Annotated in this window: 13 protein-coding genes and 1 pseudogene; 7 read left to right on the forward strand and 7 right to left on the reverse strand. The window is 61.1% G+C overall.

Annotated features, from left to right (window positions below; translation table 11 throughout):
- The first annotated feature begins 357 nt into the window (after nucleotides 1-357).
- Nucleotides 358-1,272 (forward strand): DUF2889 domain-containing protein, encoded by a 915-nt coding sequence (locus AC3WLD_RS18570; RefSeq protein ID WP_492558362.1) that lies wholly within the window; start codon nucleotides 358-360, stop codon nucleotides 1,270-1,272.
- Nucleotides 1,273-1,899: 627 nt separating this feature from the next.
- A pseudogene (locus tag AC3WLD_RS18575) lies at nucleotides 1,900-2,826 on the forward strand (MFS transporter).
- Nucleotides 2,827-2,934: 108 nt separating this feature from the next.
- On the opposite strand, the gene AC3WLD_RS18580 reads toward AC3WLD_RS18575, so the two are convergent.
- From AC3WLD_RS18580 to AC3WLD_RS18605, 6 genes are all read right to left on the reverse strand, one after another.
- Nucleotides 2,935-4,542 (reverse strand): class I adenylate-forming enzyme family protein, encoded by a 1,608-nt coding sequence (locus tag AC3WLD_RS18580; RefSeq protein WP_492558363.1) that lies wholly within the window; start codon nucleotides 4,540-4,542, stop codon nucleotides 2,935-2,937.
- Between the two features lie 106 nt (nucleotides 4,543-4,648).
- Complete coding sequence (locus tag AC3WLD_RS18585; protein ID WP_492558364.1) at nucleotides 4,649-6,115, reverse strand: TonB-dependent receptor; 1,467 nt, start codon at nucleotides 6,113-6,115, stop codon at nucleotides 4,649-4,651.
- Between the two features lie 69 nt (nucleotides 6,116-6,184).
- Nucleotides 6,185-6,970, reverse strand: a complete 786-nt coding sequence (locus tag AC3WLD_RS18590) for a TonB-dependent receptor plug domain-containing protein (RefSeq protein WP_492558365.1) — start codon at nucleotides 6,968-6,970, stop codon at nucleotides 6,185-6,187.
- A 202-nt stretch (nucleotides 6,971-7,172) separates the two neighbouring features.
- Nucleotides 7,173-8,057, reverse strand: coding sequence for a LysR family transcriptional regulator (locus AC3WLD_RS18595; RefSeq protein WP_492558366.1), 885 nt, complete (start codon nucleotides 8,055-8,057; stop codon nucleotides 7,173-7,175).
- A gap of 36 nt (nucleotides 8,058-8,093) precedes the next feature.
- A complete protein-coding gene (locus tag AC3WLD_RS18600; protein WP_492558367.1) occupies nucleotides 8,094-9,305 on the reverse strand; it encodes an acyl-CoA dehydrogenase family protein in 1,212 nt (403 codons plus the stop codon).
- A complete protein-coding gene (locus tag AC3WLD_RS18605) occupies nucleotides 9,302-10,453 on the reverse strand; it encodes an acyl-CoA dehydrogenase family protein (protein WP_492558368.1) in 1,152 nt (383 codons plus the stop codon). The genes AC3WLD_RS18600 and AC3WLD_RS18605 overlap by 4 nt, the downstream gene beginning before the upstream one ends.
- 234 nt (nucleotides 10,454-10,687) lie before the next feature.
- Here AC3WLD_RS18605 and AC3WLD_RS18610 point away from each other — a divergent pair, with 234 nt between their 5' ends.
- The gene (locus tag AC3WLD_RS18610; RefSeq protein ID WP_492558369.1) at nucleotides 10,688-11,782 is read left to right on the forward strand and encodes an acyl-CoA dehydrogenase family protein; all 1,095 of its coding nucleotides are present in this window, start codon (nucleotides 10,688-10,690) and stop codon (nucleotides 11,780-11,782) included.
- Nucleotides 11,779-12,999 (forward strand): acyl-CoA dehydrogenase family protein, encoded by a 1,221-nt coding sequence (locus AC3WLD_RS18615; RefSeq protein ID WP_492558370.1) that lies wholly within the window; start codon nucleotides 11,779-11,781, stop codon nucleotides 12,997-12,999. The genes AC3WLD_RS18610 and AC3WLD_RS18615 overlap by 4 nt, the downstream gene beginning before the upstream one ends.
- 73 nt (nucleotides 13,000-13,072) lie before the next feature.
- Here AC3WLD_RS18615 and AC3WLD_RS18620 read toward each other — a convergent pair whose 3' ends face one another.
- Nucleotides 13,073-13,789, reverse strand: coding sequence for an IS6 family transposase (locus AC3WLD_RS18620; RefSeq protein WP_492558374.1), 717 nt, complete (start codon nucleotides 13,787-13,789; stop codon nucleotides 13,073-13,075).
- Between the two features lie 754 nt (nucleotides 13,790-14,543).
- Here AC3WLD_RS18620 and AC3WLD_RS18625 point away from each other — a divergent pair.
- From AC3WLD_RS18625 to AC3WLD_RS18635, 3 genes are all read left to right on the forward strand, one after another.
- Nucleotides 14,544-15,827 carry a tyrosine-type recombinase/integrase gene (locus tag AC3WLD_RS18625; RefSeq protein WP_492558371.1) on the forward strand — a complete coding sequence of 428 codons (1,284 nt, stop codon included), beginning with the start codon at nucleotides 14,544-14,546 and terminating at the stop codon, nucleotides 15,825-15,827.
- A 239-nt stretch (nucleotides 15,828-16,066) separates the two neighbouring features.
- Nucleotides 16,067-16,279 carry a helix-turn-helix transcriptional regulator gene (locus tag AC3WLD_RS18630; RefSeq protein WP_492558372.1) on the forward strand — a complete coding sequence of 71 codons (213 nt, stop codon included), beginning with the start codon at nucleotides 16,067-16,069 and terminating at the stop codon, nucleotides 16,277-16,279.
- Nucleotides 16,276-16,626 (forward strand): hypothetical protein, encoded by a 351-nt coding sequence (locus AC3WLD_RS18635; protein ID WP_492558373.1) that lies wholly within the window; start codon nucleotides 16,276-16,278, stop codon nucleotides 16,624-16,626. The genes AC3WLD_RS18630 and AC3WLD_RS18635 overlap by 4 nt, the downstream gene beginning before the upstream one ends.
- Nucleotides 16,627-16,901 lie beyond the last annotated feature (275 nt).

The following is a 16,901-nucleotide window of genomic DNA, read 5'->3' on the forward strand; positions in this document are numbered from 1 at the left end:
ATCAACCTTGCGCCATCGTGAAAGGGGGTCCCTTTTGCGCGCCGATAGGGGGTCCCGTTTGCACGCCGATTGACAGGCGGAAAGGCCGGTATTGACGAATTCTTGCACTACAAGACCGTGACCATTGGCGTCGGAGCATCGATCTTTCCGCAATAGTGCCCAGTTCGATCTCGTTCCGGCGCCGTCAGCTGGTCGGTGTGCCCCATGATAGTGAGGTGAGAACGCCAAATGCATGATCACGATCATACCGGCTTCGCCCACTCGCTGTCCGGGCAACCCTTTCCCATTTTTCAGGAGCCAGTGAGAGCGCCCATCGGATCCACACGCTTGCGAAGGGCGCGGTCGGTCCGCCGAACCATGTCAATCGACGTTCATTGGCCACACGGCCCGGATGCGGAAGGTCGCTTTGTAGGACGGGCACGGGATATCGTGACAACACTGGCCGGGAGAACTCCGGCAACGATTGGGAACGCGGAAGTCGAAATCGAAGCAGCGAACCGGGAAATCCTGACAATCAGGTCCTCGCCCGGGACGCCGCGTTTGCAGGAATTGGTGGGAGTGCGCGCCGGCGGTTACCTGCGGGCCGCACTGGATGAAGTTTGCCCGGAGGAAAAGGCAGCTGGTACCCCGCTCTACCTGCTTCTCGACGACGTTGCCGGCACTACGCTCGTAGCGCAATGGGCCTTCTCCGACATTGCCCGGAATATCGGGCCGACGACGGGAAATGCGAAAATCATGCCGGTGATGCGCAGCATCTGCATCGGCTTTCGTCCAGGCTCGAGCGCTCTTGACGACGAGGGGCGTGCACGAGCCGACCAGAATGCCACGCGGGTCCAGCCACTGCGTAACGAGCTGGATCCACGAGGCTGGCATGCGTTTTCACAGCTGGAGGGAGTAAACTTCCGCCGGGCGCGCCGCATCGATGTCTGGCGCGAGGGCGGAAAACTCAAAGTGGAATCGCATTTTCAGGACTCGGCAGGCCTGCCCGGGACCGACGACCGCATGGCTGTCCACGAGTACCTGATCAGCGCCACGGTCGGCGCCGATGGCTTGCTGGAAGAAATCGATGCGAGGCCGGGCACCCTGCCGTATGCGGCTTGCCGCGTGGCACCGCTCAACCTGTCTGCTTTGATAGGTGCCCCGGTCAGAAGTTTGCGGGACGAAGTTCTAAGGCGCCTCAAAGACACTCTCGGTTGCACACACCTGAATGACATGGCCCGATCACTTGCAGAGGTTCCAATACTGGCGCGCAACCTAAGCACTAGCATCTGACCTGCTATGGGAAACGCTGGTTCAACCCAGAACGGGCGAGGATCAGGATGATCGGTGCTCGCTGTTTACCTCGTCGAGTGAGGTATTTCAGTACCTATTGCTTTTATCTTCTGGAACCGATTGTTGCAAACCAAATAGTGGCCGGAGCCGGCATCGCCTTACGCTCGGCCTTGATTCCGCCACACGAGGCCAAGAGTGACAAGCAATGGTACTCAACGCGTAGCACAAAGGAGTCCCCTCCAACGTGCGTGGGCCGCAAGTGATGCCCCAACCGCTGGAACGGTGGCAGGGCAGACATGTGCGGGGCTGGCCGATTTCATCGGAAATTCCTACGCTTGTCCGCGGGCGAGGAAAATAGAGCGCGTCTCCCGGAGCCTTCTGGCTGAATGGCTGCAGTAAGTCGGGCGCCGCGTAGGACGACATAGCATTAAGGGGGCCAAATGACTCGCGGAGCCCGGCGACGTCGCCACGTTGCAACGCAGTGTAGGTAAAGGAAGCGCAGTGAAAAACAATTCTGGCCTAGACTTATCGAGCTCCGGCTCCGCGCTGTTGGGATCATCCGCCGATGGCGGTCAGGTGACGGTATATCCCCGACCGTTAGTTGCCTGGTCCGCCACCGCGCTTCTGATGCTCCTTTTTGCTTTGTCATACATGGACCGGCAGATCGTCTCGCTTATGGTCGGGCAAATCAGGGCCGAATTTGGGGTGGGAGACTTTGAGGTAAGTCTGTTGCAGGGCTTCGCCTTTGCACTCCTATATGCTGCATGCGGCTTGCCGCTGGGTATGGCAGTCGATCGCTACCGCCGCAGCTGGGTGATCCTTGGCGGAGTGCTGATCTAGTCGCTTGCGACGATCGCCTGCGGCCTCGCCCGCTCCTTCAACGAACTGTTCCTCGCTCGCGTGCTCGTCGGGGCCGGCGAAGCGGCGCTGGCTCCGGCCGCTTACTCACTGATGTCGGACCTGTTCCCTCGCCGCAAGCTGACCTTTGCCATGGGCGTGTACATGGTCGGTGCTTTGATCGGCGCCGAAGGATCACTGGCGCTTGGCGGTTACCTCCTCGATGAAGCGCGCGGCGGCGTGACGATTCCGGTTCTGGGCCACCTCCCGGCGTGGCGATTCGCGTTCGTCATGGCCGGCCTGCCCGGTCTCGTCTTCGGCTTTCTGGCGTTGCTGCTCCACGTGATCGCGGCGGGCGGCGTCGTCGCATATACCGCGCCTTCGCCGGCGATATTTTTTCTGGCGATGGCGCTGCCTGCGCTGCTCCTGAACATGGGAGCCATCGGCGCAGCGGCGCTTCAGGTCGCGACTCCGGCGCAACTGCGCGGAAGGGTTTCGGCCATCTACTTGATGGTCACCAGCCTTGTCGGCATGTCGATGGGTCCGGCGATAGTCGGGTTCCTCACCGACTACGTCTTTGCCGACCCGCAACGAATCGGGACCGCGCTCGCACTGGAATATGCGACCCTGGGTATAATCGTCGCCGTTCTGTTCCGGGTCGGCCTCAAACCGATGCGCGTCGCGGTGGCCTCTGCCGACCGCGTTAAAGCTGAATAGCAGCCCCGGTCGAAACGGGCCCGTAAAAGCTTCATGCGATATCCGCAAATCCACCCCTCTTCTTGCAAGACGGGGGGCGCCCTGTAATTGATATTGGCGTCCAATTCCTCAGCTAGCGCGTGGCAGTTCGCCGAACCGCTTGCGCAGCTCAAACTTTTTGACCTTGCCGTTTGGCGTGCGTGGCAGCTCATTGACGACGAACAGATGTTCAGGTGTCTTGGCACGGGCTAGGCCGCTAGCCCTGAAATGCGCAGCAACCTCGTCGAGCGTGAGAAAGGTGCCCGGGCGCAGCTGGACCGCCACCGCGACCCCCTCGCCCAGCCGCGGATGCGGCACGGCGAAGGCGGCGGCCTCGTGCACCGCCTCGTGGCGCGCGAGAATGTCCTCGACCTCCTTGGACGAGATGTTCTCACCACCGCGGATGATGATGTCCTTTTTTCGGTCTGTTATGATGAGGTTACCATCGCTAAAGCGGCCAATGTCGCCGGTGCGGAACCAGCCGTCCTCAAAAAACGCCTCCGCGTTTAGGGCAGGCGACTCGTAGCCTTCGAACAGCTCGATCCCGCGAGTCAGGATTTCACCTTCGCCGCCGGTCACGGCAACATCGCGGCCTTCGTCGTCGATCAGCCGCACCTCGATCCCCGGTAGCACCTGACCGTCCGTCTCGGCGCGGACGGCAAGCGGCGCGGTCGGGCTGCTGGCGGATACCGTCGGATGTTCGCTCGACCCATAGCACCGGAAAACCGCGATGCCCGCCTCCTCCGCCCGCTGGACGAGCGAAGGCGGCACGTTAGCGGCGCCAACCATGAAACTCTTCACGCAGGATAAATCGATGCCGCGGTCTTCGGCAACGTCTAGCAGCTCGTTGAGCACCACCGGAACGCCGGCCATTCGGTTGATCTGGAAGCGGGCGATCAGTTCAGCGCCATCCGATGCGGACCAGCGATCCATGAAAACCGCTTCATTTCCTACCAGTTGGGCGTTGGCCATCGATCCGAACCCACCAATGTGCCCGGCGGGCCACGGCGAGAAAGTCTTGTCGGACGACGTCTCGCCGGTGACGTGGCGTTGTTCCAATTCGCCCAAGAGTGACCGGTTGGAATGCAGCACGCCTTTGGGATCTGATGTGGTGCCCGACGTATAAAGCAGAAGCGCAATATCGGCGGGCGACAGCATCGGCGCCGCCAACGGGCAAGGAGGACCTGAAAGCAGTTCTTGCCAAGTTAAAGCGTTGGCCTTGTCGCCAGCGCCAATGTAGACGACCTGAAGCAGATCTGGACAATCTCCCAGCTCGGCGACCCGCTCCCGGAAGTCGAAGTGGCGCCAGCGGTCAGGCACGAACAGCAGCCGGGCTCGCGACTGACGCAAAATGAAACCGAGTTCGGTCGGTCCATAGATGTGGACGACCGGAACGAGCGTCGTTCCCAGAATAAAGCAGGCTCGGTAAATAACCGCAGTTTCCAGACGGTTGGGCATCTGGACCGCTACGCGGTCGCCCTTGGCCAAGCCGCGCGCCTGCAATCGCGCTGCCAGGTCACGCGCACGGCTTTCCAGATCTCCGAGAGTGATCCAGGTCAACTCGCCATCGGACCAGAACCAATGTCGCACGTAGGGCCGCTCGCTTGCGGTGCGCGCGGTCAACTCGGCTAGGGTCAGGTTACGGTAGCGGGGCGTCACAGGAGGGCCGCGAAAAATTTCTGGATCCGGCGCTGTCATTGCATTCCCGTGATAGAGCAGAAGGAATTCTGCGGGACAAAGGTAAGCCGTTCGGCACCCCGATCGCGGCGACGATGCAACCGCGACCGGGGAATAGCAGGGGTAGTCAGAACGAATAGCTCGCCCGTATGCCCCAGGTGCGGGGCCGCCCCCACACCCCGAAGCCGGAATCGAAGGGCGGCGCGGTGATGGTGACAGTGACGGGGAACGAACCAAGGGTGTTGTGGAACATCTGCTGGATGACCTGCTTGTCGAACAGGTTGTCCACGAACGCTTCTAATCCGACATGGCCATCGGCCGACTTCCAGCTGACTCGCGCGTTGGCTATGCCGTAGCCGGCAACCCGTTCGGACGAATCATTGTCGACGCCGGAAAAGACGTATGACTGCCAGCGCCCGTCGGCCTGGATGGTCAGGTCTCCGCTGTCGCCCATGGGCACGGTGTAGCGGACGATCGCATTGCCACTGAACTCGGGTGCCTGCGGCAGTCGGTTGCCGTTGAGCACACGACCATCGGCGGAGAACGCCGGATCAGCAATGATTTTCGTATCGAGATAGCTGCCGCCCAGCCGCACTTCGAGCCGGTCGGTCAGCCGCGCACTCAGCTCTCCTTCGAGACCGTAGGTCCGCGGATCGCCCGCGTTGATGTAGAGTGTAATCGCCGCCCCGGACACCGGGTCGTTTGAGCCGATCAACGCCTGAATGCCGTGGTATTTGTAATAAAAGCCCGCAAGGTTCAAGGTCACGCGAGAGTCGAAGATCTGGCTCTTTAGGCCGACTTCGTAGTTGTCGATCTTTTCAGAACCAACCGGCCCGCGAAGCGCTGGATTGCGATTTGTGTTCCACCCGCCGCTCTTGAAGCCCTTTGAATAGGAGGCATAGACGAGCAAGTCGCTGTCGGGCTGCCAGTTGGCAGCCAGGCGGTACGTGGTTTCGCCGTCATCGATCCGGCTTATGATCGTCGCGCCGCAAGTGGTGCTGGTCAGGCTCTGGCTGCAATCGAGCGGATCAATACGGCGCTTGTCGTTAGAGTAACGCAGGCCCCCAGTCACGGTGAATTGGTCACCAAGGGGTACATCGACTTGGCCGAAACCAGCGAGCGATTCGGTGTGAGTCGTGAAGCCGATCAGGTCGGTCTTCACGTTATCGACGCTGATGGTGTTGTCTGACCGCTGATAGCCTTTGTAGTAAAAGCCGCCGAGTTGCCACCTCACCCCGCCGGCCTTACCGCTCAGCCGCACTTCCTGAGAAAACGTGTGCGAACGCGGGTTGAAATACACTCCGAGATCGCGCGAGCCAGCGCCATAAGGCCGATTGTCGTAGCCGTCGGCGTCGTAGGCAAAGTACTGGCGGTAGTTTTCGTAGCCGCTTACGGAGACGAGATCGGCAAAGCCAAGGTTGGCAGTCAGCTTCGCGTAGCCACCCCAGCTGGTATAGCGGAACGGCCAGTCATCAACGTCCGAGGTGCCGAGCGTGGAGGCGTAGTAACTGAACGCCCGTCCGGCAGTCCGGCTGACACCCTTTCCCGCAAGGATGCAGGCGGCGTGAGCGAGTTCGGCTGCGGTACCGGGCACCGGGCGCCCGCCGCAGTAACCGCTAGGATTATTCGGATCGAGGACGAAGTAGGGGCGGTGGATCGGCGACTAGCCCTCGTTATGGGCATAGCTGGCCTTCACCTCCAGCATGGCCGACGGTCCGAGGTCCGCCTGTAGGATTGCGCGGGCGGCGATTGCATTAGTCTTCATGAAGCGACTGCCGGTTACGGTGTTCTTCTGGAGTCCGTCATCGCGGTTGTACTTGATCGCAAACCGGGCGCGTAGCCCTTCGCCCACCGCGCCGCCGGCGGCCAGCTGGGCAATCACCTGGTTGGCGCGACCGTACTGCAGGCTCATCTCGCCCTGGAAATCGTCGGTCGGCTTGCGGGTTACATATTGGATGACGCCCGCGGTAGAGTTGCGGCCGAACAACGTGCCCTGCGGCCCGCGCAGCACCTCGACACGTTCGAGGTCGAAAACTTGCTGGGTTCCCGCACCCTGCGCAACTTGATAGACATCGTCGACATACAGCGCGACCGAGGCCTCGTTAATCCCGCTGAAGTCGATGAAGCTGACCCCGCGGATGTTGAAAAATGGTGGACCTCCCGCTCCGCCGAGGCCCGCCGCCTTGAGGCCCGGAACGAAGTCGACGATGCGCTGCGCGTCCTGGATGTTGAGCGCCTTCAGCTGGTTCCCGCTAATTGCGGTGATCGAAATGGGAACGTCCTGGACGTTCTCCTCGCGCCGTTGCGCGGTGACCACAATCTCGCTCGTGAGCACGCCGTTGCCGGCATCCTGCGTGCTAGTAGTATCCTTCTGCGCGACGGCTGCGCCCGACCCGACCACACATGCTCCCGCAGTGCCCAGCAACGCTGCTTTCCTGATGAACCCCATTTCGTGGACTCCTTCCCATCCGTAATTTTCCCGTTCGCGGACGAGGCAAGGCGGACTGCACGATGCGCGGCCCGGCGGCGCTTCCCTCTCTCATTCGGCAAATCGCGGTTCTTATCTGGCGGATGCTAGCTCGCCCCGTTCCCGCGAACATCCGACAATTTGGCAGTGATCTATCGTGAAATGAAATAGATCGACGCGGACGTCAGCAAGCCGCCGCGCTGGCGCGCAAGGCTTCTACGGCCGGCCGACGCACATTTCGGTTGGTATAGACATAATAGCGCAGTCGGAGCGCGGGTTCATCGATCTGAGCCGTCACAAACCCGGGCATAGCGAACAATGCCTCGTCGGTGCTCAGCCAATGAAGGATCGGCAGGCCTCGCGCCGCGGCGAACTCGGCGATGTATGACCGCTCCGCCTCTGGCGCTTCCAGCAAGTTGACAGCGCAAGCACCCGCGAACCGCGTCAGGTGCTCCATCACGCGCGGCTCTTGCCGCCCAGGTGAAATGGCGAGTTCGAGCCCACGAAGATCGGCCAGGGTCGGCGATGTCGGAAGGGCGAAACCCCGCCCTTCGGGAAAGGACACGTGGGGGTGGATCTCGCTAAAGGCAATCGAGGCGAACTCCGACATGGGTCCTTCTGGGCCTTCGAGGCACAGGAAGGCGTCAATCCGGTCTCCACGCAGCATTTCGATCAGCAGGTCGCGGCTGGCGTATTCGACCTCAACCCTGCTCAATGGATTCTTAGCCAAAAAGCTCTCTATCAACCGAGCGCGGCGCTGTGAGGAAAAGGCATATCCGCCTAACCGAACCGTCCTGCGGGCGCGGTCGCGCAGCCGGCCTGCTTCCTGCCGGGCACGGCTTTCCGCGGCCAGCAACTGATGGGCACAGGGCAGGAACTCGAGTCCGGCCTGCGACAGTTTGACTGTGCGAGAAGTCCTCTCAATTAGATGGATGCCGGTCAGGTCCTCAAGTCTTCGCAAGCGTTGGGAGACGACCGACTGCGTCAGCCCAAGGCGCTCGGCAGCCAGCGAGAAGTTGCCTTCCTCTACGATCGCGACGAAGCAGGCCACCTGGTTCAGCTCAAGCATGCTTTTGCCCCTTGCGTACCCCGCCCGGGACCCGCGCTAGAGTCCGAGAACGTGCTTGGCGACGTTGTTGTGATGTATTTCGGTAGTGCCTCCCGCAACCGTGGCCGCGCGCTGCGAGAGGTAAAACGCCGTCGGGATTTCGGCATGGGCCGGACCAGCGACGCCCTTGCCGCCCACGTGCAGCGCCGCTGCCTGTAGCGGCGCGCCGTAGTTGCCAAGCGCCTCCATGAGCAGGAAGGTCAACTTCTGGCCAAGCTCGCGGCGGCGAATGTTGATCAGCTCCGACAGATGCGGTGGCATTTCGTCGGCCTGGACCGCCTTGACGAGGCGGCGGGTGACGGCGTCCGAGGTCTCGCACTCGATCGCGACTTCGGCGAACTTCGTCCGGAACACCGGATCGTCCATGATCACACCTCCGCGCCCGTTGGGCTCGCTTGCAGCGATCGCTTCAAGCAGGTTCAATCGCCGCCGCATCTCGAGACCGTCGAACACCGAGCCGCTGTGTTCGCGGGCCAGGAGATGGCGGGCAACAGTCCAACCCTTGCCTTCCTCGCCAAGCAACACGCTGCGCGGAACACGGACGTCGGTGAAGAACACCTGGTTGAACTCGTGCTGGCCGGCAAGATTGATAATCGGTCGGATCTCGATGCCTGGCGTGGCCATGTCGAGCAGCAGGAAGGTAATGCCCATCTGCTTGCGCTCTTCCCGACTTGTCCGTACCAGGCAGAAAATCCGGTTGGAGTGATGCGCCATTGTGGTCCAGATCTTGGAACCGTTGAGAACATATTGGTCCCCGTCGATGTCAGCGCGCATCTGCAGCGCGGCAAGATCCGACCCGGCACCCGGCTCGGAATAACCCTGGCCCCACCAGTCATCGCCGCTGAGTATGCGCGGCAGGAAGTACGACTTCTGTTCGGATGTGCCGAATGCCATGATACAGGGCGCGCACAGGTCGCGGCCCATGTTGCTGATAAGCGGCGGCCTGTTCCGGGCATTCTCCACCGCCCAGATCAAGCGCTGGTTCACCGTCCAGTCGGTGCCGCCGTATTCGACCGGCCAGGCTGGCGCCCCCCAGCCCCTCGAGTTGAGGATCTTCTGCCACTGGCGGCCATACTCGAATTCGGAGATCAGCCAAGTCGTCTTGCGACCCGCCTCGCGCAGTTCGGGCGTGAGGCTCTCGGCGAAAAAGGTGCGGACCTCATCCTGGAACGCCAGATCTTCGGGGCTGAGCCTTTCAAGGGTGATCATTGCATGGCCTCCACCGACGACGAACGGGTATCGAGATAACGTTGCAAGTGATGGTCGGCATCGCCGAACAGCATCATGTTGACCAAGAGCCGCTTGAAGTAGCGGCCCACGTCGACGTCCTCGGTGGTGCCGCCGGCACCGTGAAGTTGGACTGCCGCTTCACCGACGAATTTCGATTCACGTGCCACCGAAACCTTCGCCGCGGAAACGGTCGGCCGGGTAGCGCCTCCGCCGGCAGCGCCGCACAGCGTCTCGGTAGCGGCCTCTACCATTGCCGAGGCGTGTTCGACCGCGACGTGCATGTCCACCAGCCGGTGCTGGATCACCTGATTTTTCGCGATTGGCTGGCCGAATGCGATGCGCTCGCGGCAATATTCAAGGGTTACCTCGTTGAGCCGTTCCATCGCGCCCACGGACTCGTGGCACGCTGCAATCGTCGCCTCTTCGATCACCCGCTCCAGCACCGCGAGCCCATCGTCCGGCCCCGCCAGCATTGCCTCCGGGCCGACGCGGACATCGTCGAGCAGAACTTCGCCGGCGCGGCGTCCGTCAATCAAGAAGTAGTCCAGTATGCCAACGCCAGGGGCGTTACGATCGACCACGAACAGCGCGATCCCGGCCGCGTCGGTAACGCCACCGTCCGTACGCGCGCTGACCACGATCTGGTCGGCCTCAGGTGCACCGAGCACGACCGCCTTGTGCCCGGACAGGACATGACCATCCCCATCGGCGACGGCGCAGGTCGCAACGTGGTTCAGAGCGTGGCGCGAAGCGGGTTCGGCATAGGCAAGCGCGAGCTTGAGTTCACCTGACGCGACGGTTGGCAGCACCCTATCGCGAAGGCCGGCGTTGCCGCTTTTAAGAACCGCTCCCGCGCCCAGGACGACTGTGGCGAAGAACGGCTCGACAGCGGCAAATCCGCCAAGCGCGCGCATCACCGGCCCGATTTCCTGGAAACCGAGTCCCAACCCACCGTGTTCCGCTAGAACCGGCAGTGCGAAAATGCCTAGCTCGCCCAGTTGCCGCCAGGTTGCCGCGTCCGGAGCCAGATAGCCGCCCACCGAATTGCCGCGCACCCCCGTTTTGCGCAGGACCGCGGAGATCCCGTCCATGAGCATCCGGCGGTCTTCCCCCGTCAGTTCCATCATTGCTTCTCCTACTCCCGGAAAATCGTCACTGCAGGATAACGTGTGGCGACAGCGTGGATGCAGGGAATCCTGCGCTGCCAAATCCACTCACTTGCTCACAAGCCATAGATTGGCTTAATCCTTTATACAATAATCACTAGATTTCCCTTATGACTTCACCCAGAACGACGGCTCTTGCGAAGGCGCAATCATATAGATAATTCGCGCCGAGATCAGGAGTCGAGGGAGAAATGAATGTCCATATTGCTTGAGGACGCGCAGCAAGCGATAGCAACCGCATCGCGACGCGTGCTGGACGCCAGCGTCTCCAAGAACCGGCTGCTCGCGCTCCTCGAGAAGCAGGGCGAATTCGACGAGACATTCTGGCAGACCACCATCGAACAGGGTTGGACCGCACTGTCGATCCCGGAGGAGTTCGGCGGTCTGGGTCTCGGCCTGACGGAGCTGGGGCTCGTTGCTCAGGCGACCGGGGCCGCCACCGCCGGCGCGCCGTTCCTCACCTTCTCGTATGGTGCCGCCCGCGCCCTGATCAGTTCATCGAACTATGAAGCCCGGGCAGCCTGGCTGCCGAAGCTGGCCATCGGGGAAGCGATCGGCACGGTCGCCTTGGGCGAAGGCACCAACGTCCTTCCGAAAACACCCGCGGTGACTTTTGCCGGCGGCCTGCTTGACGGCATCAAGCCCGCGGTCCCGGCCGGCCTCAAGGCGGATTTCGCTGTGGTCTGGGCATCGAGCAACGGCCAGCCCGCCTTGGTCCTGGCCGACCTTGACGGCGCTTCCCGCCAAGGTTTCGACAGTTACGACAACACGCGCCTCTACGCCGATCTCGCGTTTGCCGGCAGCCCCGCTGTGCTCCTGGCAGAGGGCGAAGCAGCGCGCGCTCTCGCGCTCGACTTGCTGGCCAGGATGGCCGTGGTGACCGCACACGAACAGGTCGGCGGCGCCGAAGCTCTTCTCTACGCTGCGCGCGACTATGCCGTCACCCGCCGGGCTTTCGGCCAAGTGATCGGCGCGTTCCAGTCGGTGAAGCACCGCATCGCCGAAATGTACGGCATGGTCGAGATCGCCCGCGCCAACTGCATTCACGCGGCAGCGCGCGAAGGGCATGACGATTTCCTGCTCGCCGCCGCGGATGCCCGCATCTCCGCGACTGAAGCCTATGACGCCAATGCGCGCGACGCGGTGCAGGTTCACGGCGGCATCGGCGCGACCTGGGAACAGGGTCTCCACCTCCACATGCGTCGGGCCCGCAGCCTGGCGAGCGAAACCGGCAACATCCTCTTTTGGGAAGACCTGCTCGTCACCCAGTACACCGGAGTTTCGGCATGAGCGATTTCGAAGCTTTCCGCCAGCGCGCCGCTGTCTGGCTTGAATCCGCCGCCCCTATCTATGGGGCCGCGGCGCGCAAGGGCCTGACAGAGGAGCAGGACCTTGAGCTGGGCCGCCGCTACATGGCAGCCCGCTACGAAGCCGGTTATGCCGGGATCAACTGGCCCAGGGAATTCGGCGGCCAAGGGCTGACCCACGTCGAGCGAGTGCTTTTCGACACCGAAGAACTGAAACACGGCTTCCCGACCAATTACTTCTCGATCTCCATCGGGATGCCGGTGCCCATCCTGATGCGCTATGGGCTCGGCGAGAACAACGAGAACGTCGCGTGGGTCAAGGAGCGCGTGATCAAGGCGCTTCGCGGCGAAGAAATCTGGTGCCAGCTGTTTTCCGAGCCGGCCGCTGGGTCGGACCTCGCCGGTTTGCGCACCCGCGCCGAAGTTGACGGCAATGGTTGGACGCTCAACGGCCAGAAGCTGTGGACCAGCTATGCCCAGTATTCCGACTACGGCGTGATCGTGGCCCGTACGGATCCCACCATCGCCAAGCACAAGGGCCTTACCTATTACTGGGTCGACATGCACGCCAAAGGCGTGGAAGTCCGCCCGATCAAGCTGGCGAGCGGCGGCAGCCAGGTAAACGAGGTGTATTTCGACGACGTCCGGCTCGAGGATTCGCAGCGGATGGGTCCAATCGGCGGCGGCTTCGCCGTGGCCATGGCCACGCTGATGATCGAGCGTTACCAAGCGACCGACAGCGGCGGTTTCGGACCCCACCTCAACACTTTTGTCGACCATGTCCGCAACCTTGAGGTCAACGGCAAGCCGGCGCTCAAGGATGCGCGGGTTCGTTCTCAGATAGCGCGCAACCATGCGATGCGCGCCGGCCTGGAATCGATTACTGCCCGCGCCATGCAGATGATGCAGGCGGGTATGGAACCGGGGCCGGAGGGCTCGCTGAACAAGCTGGTGTCGGTGCGCAGCCGGCAGAAGCTGTCGGAACTCGCGCTCGACCTGGCCGGGCCGGCGGGCCTTGCGATCTCGCCAACCGCCACCCGCAAGGCGGACTGGGGCTATAGCTGGATTGACGCGCCGACCGGACGCATTGCCGGCGGCGCCGACGAGATGCTGCTCAACACGATTGCCGAAAAGATTCTCGGCCTGCCCCAGGATCACCGTCCCGACAAGGGCGTGCCATTCAACCAGATCCCGGCCTGAGCCTCAGTCGGAGCTGTCAGTCGGATGCGAACTCGTCTCTACCTGGCGAAGCTAGGTCTTTGGCGATGGCAGCCTAGCTCGCGACGATCTGCCACTCGACCATTGCGGCCGAGCGGCGGGCTTTGAATGTTTGACGATCGACGAGATGGCGTTCTGAATTGAAATGGTTGTGCAGGGAGGCGTGAACCGAAGCGAATTTTTGCAAGGTCTTCATCCGCCGGAAGCGCTGCATTACCCGCTCCTTCCGGCGGAGCGGCAGGTGTGAATTTTCAACCCGGTTGTTGGCGTGCCTCCCCATTTCACGGCGCTGCTCATTGCCCAGTTCGCGCATCGCGGCCGGGTAGGATTTGAGCCCATCGGTGACGATGGTCTCCACGCGGCCGTGGCGCTTCAGCGCCTTCTTCAGAAACGCCAAAGCCGCGGGTTTGTCTCGTTTTTTGGTGACGTAGGATTCCAGGATCTCGCCCTCGTGGTCGACCGCGCGCCAGAGGTAGTGCATCTCGCCGTTGATCTTGACGTACATCTCATCAAGATTCCAGCGCCAGTGCCGAAAGCCGCGCATCCGGCTCACCCGCTGCCGCCGGATGTCCGCCGCGAACAGCGGCCCGAACCTGTTCCACCACAGCCGCACTGTCTCGTGACAGATGTCGATCCCCCGCTCGAAAAGGAGATCCTCGACGTTCCGCAACGACAGCGGAAACCGCACGTACATCATCACCACGAGCCGGATCACCTCCGGCGAGGAGTGAAAATACCGAAACGGGTTGGCTGGTTTTCGAGGACGAGGCATGGCCATGCCTCACTCTCGACCCGCCCCATTCGCTAGCCGGTGCAGTTGCGTTGACAAAGCCCTCACCCTCCAGGCGTTCCTGCGCAGCGAGGTTCCGCTCGGCTGGGCCGCGCAGCGCGCCGCGCTGGGTTGGCCCTGACTGGCGACGCCCGCTCGTACCTGTTATCTGCAATAAGCAACCTGTTATGGTCGATTAACAGGCCCTGTTAGGGCGATTTACAGGCCTGTTATGGCAATTAGCAGGACCTGATCCGGCGCATTGCGCAAACCGCTGATCCGGCTGGCGAATCTCCAGCGGCATGGCCCGCCAGGCACCGCCAGAAGCCTGTTTTTTTGGCTCAAATGCAGAATAATCCCTGTTATCAGGTAATAACAGGCAAACCGCACTGCCTCCCTGACCACCAGAGACGGGCCCGGAATGGACGTCCAATCCGGGCGCGAAGACCGCCTCTTGTAGGCCCCCTGTTACGGTTTAGACCTTGCAAAGCCGCACAAATGCGCCGGTTGTGCGCCGGTGTCTGTAAGCTGAGACAGGTGTGGGGGGTGGCTGGCGGAGCGGGAGCCCTTCACACCCAAGGCATATGCGTCGCATGCCACGGAATTCCGGGAGGTTGGCCAGCATCGTAAGCGTTCAGGGCTCGGATGCGACGCATGAGACTTTTGCAAGCGGGCTGTCATTGCAGGATTGAATTTACCGGATTGCAGGATTGGACAGTTGGCGTCTAATTGCATAGCCCCCTGATGGAGGCATCCGATGATCGACCCCAAATCCAAAGAAAAGCGCAAGCCGCTGACCACCGACCTCGCGGTCAAGAAGGCTGCTTGTCTCGAAGGCAAGCCCGTTACCCGATATTCCTGCGGTGGGAACGGATTGTTCCTTGACGTAAAGCGCGGTGGCGCTCGGTCATGGGTCTTGTGCATTATGATCCAGGGCAAGCGCTTGGAAAGGGGCTTGGGTTCTTACCCTCAGGTTGGGATTGGAGAGGCAAGGGATCGAGCGATCTTGTGGGGACGCCAGCTTCGCGAAGGTAACGAGATTGGTCCGCGCAAGCTTGCAGCGCTTCGAGTTCAGGAGAAGGATAGCAAGGTAACCTTCGAAGACGCAGCTCACCGCTATCTTGCTAAGTTGGATCGAGAAAATGCCTTCAAGTCAGCCTTAAATGGCGACAAGGGCGTTCATCGCAAGCAGTGGGATTACACTTTGAAGGAGTTCGTTTTCCCCGCCATCGGAACGATGGATGTGAACGAAATCCGCATTTCACACCTTACGCCAATCTTCGAGCCAATCTGGAAAACGAAGTACTCGACCGCTTCCAAGACGCGACAGCGGGTCGCTCTCGTTCTGGATTACGCCGTCGACCAAGGTTGGCGGAATGAAGAGCTGATGAATCCTGCGCGACACAAATCGACTACATTTAAGAAGCCAAAGGAGTACGAGACGAAGCATCACGCGGCGGTGCCTCGGGAGGATATGCCGGCGTTCATGCGGAAGCTGCGAGCCTTTGAGTCTGTATCCGCTGCAGCACTTGAGTTTACGATCCTGACCGCGGTGCGCACGAGCGAAACTCGCGCTGCAAAGTGGAGCGAAATCGATTTAGAATCCCGCATGTGGATTATTCCAGCAGAACGCATGAAAGCCCGTAAGCCGCATCGGGTCCCGCTTTCAACAGCCGCGATTGCCATCCTCGGCCGCATGAAGGCTCTCCGGGGCTATGACGGCTGGGTCTTCCCCGGCCATGTTGGTGCACGCGGCGAGGGATGCCTGTCGAACATGGCGCAGCTTGCGTGCCTGAAAGCTATTCGCCCCGACGCGACCGTCCACGGCTTTCGCTCCACCTTCCGCGACTGGGCGATCAGTGCAGGAATCGTTGAGGAGGTTCGTGCTGCGTGCAGTGCCCACACCAAGAAGGACAAAGTGCAGGCCGCGTATGAGCGCGCTGACTTTTTCGACCAGCGTGTTCCCGTAATGCAAAAATGGGCGGATTTTCTCGGCACTTGTTCGCTGCTGCCCGAGGACTTTGCAGCCGCATATTCCTAAGGTCGTGGGCACAAAGCTTTGCAAGTGTTTCGCGCAGTATATTGTTTTCTATGGTTAACTAATTGCCCCTTGCGCACTGGACGGTGTTCGTTGCATCATCGTTTTGCGACACGGTACGCGTGTCGCCCGAGAAAAGAGACTCGAAACCGCTAAGCGGCTGACACTGCGCCCTCGGTCATCAAAATCGCGCGGTACTTACTCAGGCAACTGCCGGAAGACCGCCTCTTTGAGGGGTGTTTATGCACGTCGAAAAATGCGAAGGGCTCGATCCCATCACTTGCTCGGTCAAAGCGGCCGTTGCCGCAACTGGCCTTGGACGAGATACTCTTTATCGGATGATGAATGCCGGCACACTGGCGTCTGCGACGGTTGGCGGACGCCGAGTAATATTCCTCGACAGCCTCCGGGCCTATCTAGACGCGTGCCGGCAGCAGGCAGGGGGTGTCGCATGAGCTACACCGACGAAGAACTTCGCAAGGTTCGCTCTCGCGAAGCCATCCGCCTGTCTCTTCAGGATCCGGGGTCGGTCACCGGCCTGTATTTTGGAGCGGTGGAAGATTACTGGCGCGAAGTCGGCAGGGGCTGTGTCGTCAAGCCAAAGGGTCAGCTGGGGCTTATCCGTGTCGGGAGAGTGCTCTACATGCTGGCCGATTTCCGTACCTTCGTTCTTGCATGGCCGATCTGGCTAGGCCAAGAACCAGAAGGATGGCGCAATATTAGACTTGATAGCGATGAAAAGCTGCGCGTCTTTGAAAGCTATTGCCATTCTATCGGAAATGTTTCTCAAAACAATTTGTAGCAGTACGAGATAAATGAAAATAAGACCGGCGATTGCTTATGCAATGCCGGTCTTTTTTTGCTCTCGACAACTCGAATTTAGGGTCAGGACCCATTGATCTGAGAAGCATGATCTGATTCAGGCTCCGCAAGGAGACTGAGCATGAGCGACCTGTACTGGCTTACCGACGAGCAGATGGCTCGGCTTTGTCCGTATTTCCCTGTCAATCGGCGTGCAAACGGGACCCCCTATCGGCGCGCAAAAGGGACCCCCTTTCACGATGGCGCAAGGTTGAT

Source organism: Novosphingobium sp. FW305-C-111 (genome assembly GCF_058783565.1).

What these genes read in the sequence shown, in the direction of transcription:
- AC3WLD_RS18605 (WP_492558368.1), bottom strand. Translation starts at nt 10,453, where the DNA reads ATGATGGAACTGACGGGGGAAGACCGCCGGATGCTCATGGACGGGATC.
- AC3WLD_RS18610 (WP_492558369.1), top strand. Translation starts at nt 10,688, where the DNA reads ATGTCCATATTGCTTGAGGACGCGCAGCAAGCGATAGCAACCGCATCG.
- AC3WLD_RS18590 (WP_492558365.1), bottom strand. Translation starts at nt 6,970, where the DNA reads ATGGGGTTCATCAGGAAAGCAGCGTTGCTGGGCACTGCGGGAGCATGT.
- AC3WLD_RS18630 (WP_492558372.1), top strand. Translation starts at nt 16,067, where the DNA reads ATGCACGTCGAAAAATGCGAAGGGCTCGATCCCATCACTTGCTCGGTC.
- AC3WLD_RS18600 (WP_492558367.1), bottom strand. Translation starts at nt 9,305, where the DNA reads ATGATCACCCTTGAAAGGCTCAGCCCCGAAGATCTGGCGTTCCAGGAT.
- AC3WLD_RS18570 (WP_492558362.1), top strand. Translation starts at nt 358, where the DNA reads ATGTCAATCGACGTTCATTGGCCACACGGCCCGGATGCGGAAGGTCGC.
- AC3WLD_RS18595 (WP_492558366.1), bottom strand. Translation starts at nt 8,057, where the DNA reads ATGCTTGAGCTGAACCAGGTGGCCTGCTTCGTCGCGATCGTAGAGGAA.
- AC3WLD_RS18620 (WP_492558374.1), bottom strand. Translation starts at nt 13,789, where the DNA reads ATGCCTCGTCCTCGAAAACCAGCCAACCCGTTTCGGTATTTTCACTCC.
- AC3WLD_RS18635 (WP_492558373.1), top strand. Translation starts at nt 16,276, where the DNA reads ATGAGCTACACCGACGAAGAACTTCGCAAGGTTCGCTCTCGCGAAGCC.
- AC3WLD_RS18580 (WP_492558363.1), bottom strand. Translation starts at nt 4,542, where the DNA reads ATGACAGCGCCGGATCCAGAAATTTTTCGCGGCCCTCCTGTGACGCCC.
- AC3WLD_RS18625 (WP_492558371.1), top strand. Translation starts at nt 14,544, where the DNA reads ATGATCGACCCCAAATCCAAAGAAAAGCGCAAGCCGCTGACCACCGAC.
- AC3WLD_RS18615 (WP_492558370.1), top strand. Translation starts at nt 11,779, where the DNA reads ATGAGCGATTTCGAAGCTTTCCGCCAGCGCGCCGCTGTCTGGCTTGAA.